Source organism: Motilimonas pumila, from assembly GCF_003596335.1.
Taxonomy (GTDB): Bacteria; Pseudomonadota; Gammaproteobacteria; order Enterobacterales; family CBDFNC01; genus Motilimonas; species Motilimonas pumila.
The window spans coordinates 1-5,847 of the sequence record NZ_QZCH01000056.1 but is presented as its reverse complement, the minus strand read 5'-3'; the positions used below and the strand labels follow the sequence as shown (position 1 = coordinate 5,847).

The following is a 5,847-nucleotide window of genomic DNA, read 5'->3' as shown; positions in this document are numbered from 1 at the left end:
GCCCGGCGACATTCATCCACATTCGCGCCGCCTTGAAATACTAAGAGTGACACCTTGGCGTTTAATCTGTGTTGCATCACCAAGTTAAAATGGCACATGCCATTGGTCATGGGCGCACGCTCCACGACCGCACAAAAATCGGTAAAGTCATACGTGGTTTTATTTCGCACCACTTTACCCGTGCGGCGGAAAAAGCCGTTTCCCATCCATTTATGGCGTTTATAATGCTTAGCGGCGCTTTTAGCGGAATGAACAAACGCAAAAGTTGAAAAAACAGCTAACAATAAAGGAATAACAAGAATCATGGGGAAAAAAAATCCAGCCAAGCCACCCAAAATAAAAGTGAGCAAACCGGCACCCAAATAAATATAAGCTAAGGGAAATGCAAACACCTCTAAAAATGCAAGTATCAGGCTGCAAGACTCCTCAGCATCATCTTCTTCAAAATCTGTTTTCCATACCTCATGGGTTAAAGGCCAATATATGGGGAATTCTTCAGCCTTACTTTGATAGTCATAATCTAAATGCCAACAAGAAGGAAACTGCCGATTAAAGGGGTTAATATAATTGTACGTATTGTGCCAAGTGTATTGGGTGTGAGTGGATAATCCTTGCCATAAGCCGGATTTGGCCGGCGTTGGATTGTCTGTTGGGCACTTATCTTTACGGTATGCGCTCTCGCTATAATAACTATCCATATGTGCTTCTTTTTATTTTAGTGGTCAATCGACTGGTTTGGTAAATGAAACGCTGAGATGATTCTTGAGTCACAACAGCTTGGCTTTGAAGACTCCAAGTTTCTGAACGAAACGTTAAATTAGGCGGTAGGCATTCAATGTCTACAAACAATTCATCAATCATAGGTAGCGGCCCTTGTTCAGCGTCTCCAACGACACGTCTCGCTGACATTTGACGTAATAACCTGCTTGATTCTTCCGTATGTTGCCAATGCTTAGGCTTTAATTTAATGCCATGATACGCGATGGCAGGGTCGCTTTTACTGACAATTTCAAACTGTGTTAGTACGGCCTCTGAGGAGTGGGTTGGCACAACGCCCTTACGACTGAACCCAGGAATGCTCACGCAGTGACCCACGCTTAAGTTAAATGCTTGCCGCCCCCCTCTTTGCGCGTTAAAACGCAGTGCTGGATGGTAAGTTTTTAAAAATAAGTCACAATTGTATCTTTTGGCTTCGGGGCAATCTTGCTCTATGTCTTTTAATTGAACGATTGCTACATCCCCCATCATTAGCGTGTTCAGTAAGTGACTGTAATACTCTGCACCAGTATCATTACTAAGGTTAATTTGCTGTAACTCTCTAAGTGTGATTAAGATTGCGTCAGGCTCAATAATTAAAGCAGGCCTGTTTTCTTGCTGCGCTTTATTATTTTCTTCTTGTTGTAGCTCTATTTGCCTATTTTCTAAAGTAGCAATGCGCGCGAGCAGCTCATCTTTTTCCTTACCGAAAGGGCCGTAGCGCACGGCCAAAGAAAAGCTGTCTTCGGCATGGTTGACCGACTTGTAGGCAAAATAAAAGGATATAGCCAAAGATACCAATGTGATAGCTATCATAATAGGGTTAGCATAACTTACGGGTAAGCCAAATACTTTCAGCAATAAACGGGTTATGGCAGGTGACAAACTGGCACTTAGCATCCCCCCCCCTTCTATCGCCTTCCATTTTGCAGAGTTGCGATAGCCTTGTTGCATTAGGTCATATGCGTCCCAAAAAAGTAACGCTGAAGTTAATGCGCCAGCGGTACTTGCTGCTAACCCTCTATATGTACTCCAACTAGTCCAACCAGTTGAATTAAATTTCGTTGTTACCTCCAATAAACCGTTAATTTTCCCAACCCCCCAACCTGTACGTTGAGTTAAGGATGCATAATAAAGGCCTACTAAAGCGGCATCGACAACCCCACTGACAAGAGCCACACTGCTTTTTACATTTGGGTTTTCGTAATAAGCATTAGCGGCACATGCTGCATTCCATAGTTCTAACCCAGCCAAACTATGCCAAATCCCTCTATACACGCCTGTTGATAGCCAGGTACCGCCCTTTACCTTCCTTGCTGTCATTTCGTAACCCGATTGCGCCCCAGCGCTTGCTTGAATGGTCCCTCCCATACCAGTTTCAATTTTACCAACCGCTTTCGCAGAAGACGCTGCGTATTCTCCTATTGACAACATCCGAATGCTATCAGACTCAGCGGTGTAGGAAACCCAATCACCATTTTGCCAAACTTTAAACGCAACTGAGCCACCAGACATCGCCGTCGAGAAGTCTGCTATATCTGTGGCTATCTTCAGTTTACTGGCCTCACCAAGCTCCATACCAATGAGCTTAGACAACCTAGAGTTATCGTTAAGAATTGAGCGAGAAATACTGGCCATAACAGGATATAGCTTTGGCAGAACCTGTATTGATAACACTTCTAAGCCATTTGTCCCCCTACGAAGGTGAGTAAGATAATCAACCACTCCCATCTCATTTTCTTTGTCTATGATATTGGCTGCATTTTTAATTAACTCAGCATTAAAAACCACTAATTGATTTTGTTCTGCTTGCTGATGTGACTGCGCCAGAGCTTGTTGCAAAGCTAATAAATCCACTGAATATAGCTCAGCCCAAAGCGCAGCTTGTGTATCTTCTGGAATATTCTCAACAGAGCGAAATAAGCAGGCGTAAGGGTGTGAGGCATGATAAAAAATATCTTTTCTTGCTTTAATAAGAACATCAGTAGGCTTATTCATACCTGAATATAAAAATTGCTCTAACCTGTAGAGTTCTTCTTTTTCAACTAAACGGGAATCAATGCGGCCTTCTTCAGTCAAAATAAGCTCTAACGCATTTATTAATTGATAATAAGACCAAGCCTTGTCAGCAGTTTTAAATAACACAGCATCCATGTCACAAGCAGGTAGATTAGCTCCACTGGTATCAAGCAATAAATCACAAAATCGTCCCAATTTAGACATGGCTTCAAATCTTGCACTTTTTCGTTCTGCCTTTTTTGTGATTCGAGAAAAAACACTACCGTCAGTTTGATCGAGGCGACGGTCTGCTAACCCATTAACATAAAGTGGATTAGTCCCACCGGTTGGTAATGTTGAATTTAAAAAGTTCTCATGAACAAGTTCAGCAGCAGCGCCCAATGGCTGGTATTTAAAGCTTTCTGACAAGAGGTATAATAATTGGATATTGGCATGCGCAACGTTGAGCATAGTGTCAGCGATAAAGCGTTGATCTCGAACTACAAGTCCAATTTGATGATTATTTCTTAAGTTTTCAAATACGTCTTTTTCCACTTCTGGTGCTAATGGCTGTGAATACTCGGCATTAGCATCAATATCTAATCGGAATGCATTAAACTCATCGGGGTTTTGCCTATTAGGGTGTAGCCACCGTTGTAATAAGAGTGAACGAGGAACAGGGAAAAAGGTATCTTCGTAGCAAAACTTTTCATGGCATAAATCAAAAAAATTCCCGTTAAGGGTAATATCATCACTCAAACCATCTAGACTTTCACTATCATAATATATTCTCTCATTTTTAAGCCCGTTGATAATGGTGTGCCAATACTCTCCTGTTAGATCTTCTAGGTATATCCGAGGAGCCCCTAAGAATTGTTCGTAGCTGATATCTCTTGGGCGCATTTGAGGTAATTCATCTACTGCCAAGAAAAATAACTCTCGTTTATTTCTGACTGAAAACCTTGGATCACCATACGCACGCCCACTTTCACCACGCAATAAAAGGGTAGTTATAAGGTACTCGGATAAATCACATTCTTGGCACCTAGATAACATTCTTTCACGGCTGAGCTCTAAGTTTCTTATATGCTGCCAAGGTAATGGAAAACTAGAAAAAGCGACCCTTAACTCGGTTCTATCACCATTTAATGTCATGGGTAAATGAATTGAAGTTAATTCTGGCCCTGAGTAATCTCTTTTTTCGGGTACGACAGATTGAGACTGATAATGTTTAACGTCGGAGTCGTTATAGATATTAGTGCCATCACTATCAACAGATACTTTAATTTCCCGATAGAGTTTTTGGCCAATAAAAAAATAAAGATACCCCTCTCGACAGGGGCCAACGACGCTCTCGTCATAATTTACAGTCAACAAAGGAGCAACGCTGACCATGACATTATCTTGAAACACCTTAGCAGGGTCTCGCATAGTCGATGGAGTTAGGTCACCTTCAACTAGAATAGCTTCAATATCCCCTATTTTTTGGATCAACTGGATATCAACGTACTCTTCTGGCTCTCTGTATTCCAAAGATTCTACTATTGGACCAAACCGCCCATTTGGTTGATGGCAGGACTCTAATTGCTCCAACTGGCCATCATTTTTATACAAGGCGTAACAGTTATCCGGTTGTTCGACGGTGCCTGTTGACTCAACATAAATGAATCGTTCATTGTGTTGATTCGATTTACACTTTGCAGTTCCTTCTGCGTTAATGTTTTCCTCACAATTAGCAACGTTCAAAGGTTTTGGTTGGCACTTTTCAACTGGCTCATTTTTGGGAGGCGGAGTATCAGCTAGGTCGTTGATAACGACTAAATCAATATTTTTTTTTGTTACAGGGGTTGGAACAAAAAGAAATTTCCCTGGGTAGATAAAATCAGGATCAACTACTTGGGGGTTATGCTCTAATAAAACATCTTGAGATACTTTAAACTTAAGACTCAGCTCACTTAATGTATCCCCTTCCTGAATGAGGTAGTTCACTAACTCATAATCATTATTGCTGTCTTCAAGCATTTGATAATTCTCTTTCTACAACCTTTAATTTTTTAAGGAATGGGTAGTTAGGATGGTTAAGCCTTTCTTCAATATTCTTTTTTAAGTAAAAAGAAAGGCCAAACCGGTTTATTAACTCTAACCAGGCGGAAAAATCTGATAATTTTTTTGCGCCATAAGATTTAGCTAGCTCAAAATGTGTGTCTATATTGTTGATGTCACTTATTCCGGCAGCTTGTAAATCTTTCTGGTACAGAGCGAGCAAGATTCGCTTTAAGACTTGCTCTTTAAAGTTCACAATGCCATCTAACTCGGTTTGGCTAAGCTGATAACTTTCAATCAAAGGTTGCGGCAAGGGGGTTGATTGATACGACCACCATTGCCCCGCATCAAACCAATATAGCTCGTGAGTTTGGTGCCAAAAGGCTTGTTGTTGAGACGCTGTTTGGGAAGCCAGCATAAAGGCCATGTTTTTAGGGTCGAAAAAACGGCAAATGGCTTGTGCGCCCTCGGGAGAGATAAGCGTCATGCGGGCTTGTGCCCACAGGAGAGTCTCATCAAAATCGGTAGTGCTGCGTAATAGACAGCCGCCCGACTGCTGGGTTAATAACTGTTTCAGCCATTGACTCAGATCGTCGTCGTTAAGGGCAATCAGTACAGGACCAACTAGCCTTAACCCTTCATCACGATCAGGACGAAATAGGTAATCCCAGGTTAAATTCGCACTATCAAGGCCGTAAAGTTGTGCCATAAAATTTGGATACAGATTTTGTTCAATAATGGCATAAGCAAACGGGGCCGCAGAAGCTTCATTGATAACTTGCTCCATATGCGTTGAATTGATGTTATCAATTTGGCGTATTATTTGTTCTTTTTGTGAACCGGACACGTATCAACTCCACTGCAATCACATTCTTCTATCATGACAATTCCTGCCTCTGTCATGCCTTGGTAAGTTTCCGGCGATGCCATAGGTACAATGGCATCAACGGTATCTTTTGATGCCAGAATGTCAGCCACCTCTACCCGCTCACTGTTTACTGCTTGCTCTACTGGTTTGACTAACTCGGCTTGCACACCCGCGTAGCCACT

General features: G+C 41.9%; 4 protein-coding genes. All 4 read right to left on the bottom strand.

Going from position 1 to position 5,847, the window contains the following annotated elements; all coding sequences use genetic code 11:
* A partial coding sequence (locus D1Z90_RS19980; RefSeq protein ID WP_147378810.1) for a hypothetical protein occupies positions 1-698 on the bottom strand: 698 nt, incomplete at its 3' end.
* Positions 691-4,776 carry a LysM peptidoglycan-binding domain-containing protein gene (locus tag D1Z90_RS19975; RefSeq protein ID WP_119912549.1) on the bottom strand — a complete coding sequence of 1,362 codons (4,086 nt, stop codon included), beginning with the start codon at positions 4,774-4,776 and terminating at the stop codon, positions 691-693. The genes D1Z90_RS19980 and D1Z90_RS19975, both read right to left, overlap by 8 nt.
* A complete protein-coding gene (locus D1Z90_RS19970) occupies positions 4,769-5,644 on the bottom strand; it encodes a DUF4123 domain-containing protein (protein ID WP_119912548.1) in 876 nt (291 codons plus the stop codon). Before D1Z90_RS19970 ends, D1Z90_RS19975 begins: the two co-directional genes overlap by 8 nt.
* Positions 5,617-5,847: hypothetical protein (locus D1Z90_RS21375; protein WP_158587202.1), on the bottom strand; the 231-nt coding region annotated here is incomplete at its 5' end. The genes D1Z90_RS21375 and D1Z90_RS19970, both read right to left, overlap by 28 nt.